This is a genomic window from Alteromonas sp. KUL49 (assembly GCF_006538345.1).
Lineage (GTDB): Bacteria > Pseudomonadota > Gammaproteobacteria > Enterobacterales > Alteromonadaceae > Alteromonas.
The window spans coordinates 1-930 of record NZ_BJKL01000036.1; the positions used below are offsets into that span (position 1 = coordinate 1).

The 930-nt window shown below is 43.7% G+C and carries 1 protein-coding gene and 1 pseudogene; one reads left to right on the forward strand and one right to left on the reverse strand.

Going from position 1 to position 930, the window contains the following annotated elements; all coding sequences use genetic code 11:
- Window positions 1–255 (reverse strand): FAD-binding protein (locus EYS00_RS20400; protein ID WP_130639741.1); only part of this gene is annotated, 255 nt, incomplete at its 3' end.
- Between the two features lie 374 nt (window positions 256–629).
- Here EYS00_RS20400 and EYS00_RS20405 point away from each other — a divergent pair.
- Window positions 630–930: pseudogene (locus EYS00_RS20405) on the forward strand (hypothetical protein); the annotation flags it as partial.

Sequence of the window (930 nt, forward strand, 5' to 3'; positions counted from 1 at the left end):
GTATTCAACAACATCCTGTTCACATAGCCAGTCGCCACCGCCAACCGTATCGTTGAAGTGGTTATCTAGGCTATCTTCGTCCTTGATTACAGCCGCTGACCCGCCTTCTGCCGCTACCGTGTGCGAACGCATCGGGTAAACTTTAGAAATCAGTGCTACTTCTAATTCAGGATTAGCTTCAGCCGCTGCAATAGCAGTACGAAGACCAGCGCCGCCTGCGCCGATGACTGCGATATCTGTGGTAATTGTCTTCACAGTTATCCTCCAGTGTGATGCGGAGTTTTCCGCTTGTTATTATTAAAAGCCGATTTAGGAAGTTCTAAATAGTCGTAACCATTCAGCGCCCCTAAGCCTTAAGTGGTAGGTTCAGTGTATGAGAGGATGTGATTTCAAAAATTGATGTATTTAGTGTTTTGCTTCGGTAGTGCAAGCGAGAGCATAAACTTTATGGAATCTGTGACTGCAGTCACGGCAAGAATTTGTTGCGTGCTACAGTTAAGATAAGGTGTCGATAAATGTAGCGAAATTGAGAGGTTTGTTATTGATTTTGTTGATTATTATTACGCGTTAACCATCAATGCAAGTGTTGGAAACTTTTTGATAACTAAGGCTTAAGAAAAGGTGATCTTTTGCTTAAACAAACGGTATCTTTCGCTCCAGTTATTTCAGTGAGTAATTCTAAAATCATGAACCAAGCTAACTGGCAGCCAGCTGCGCCGATTAAGCAGTTGAAACAACGTGCTTTATTGATTCGTCAGATCCGTGACTTCTTCTTTGAGCGTGATGTGATGGAGGTTGATACGCCAGCCATGAGCCACGCCACGGTCACCGATGTGCACTTGCATACTTTCAAAACCGAGTTTGTTGGGCCTGGGTATGCTGGTGGTCAAAAGCTATTTTTCATGACTAGCCCTGAATTTCATATGAAAC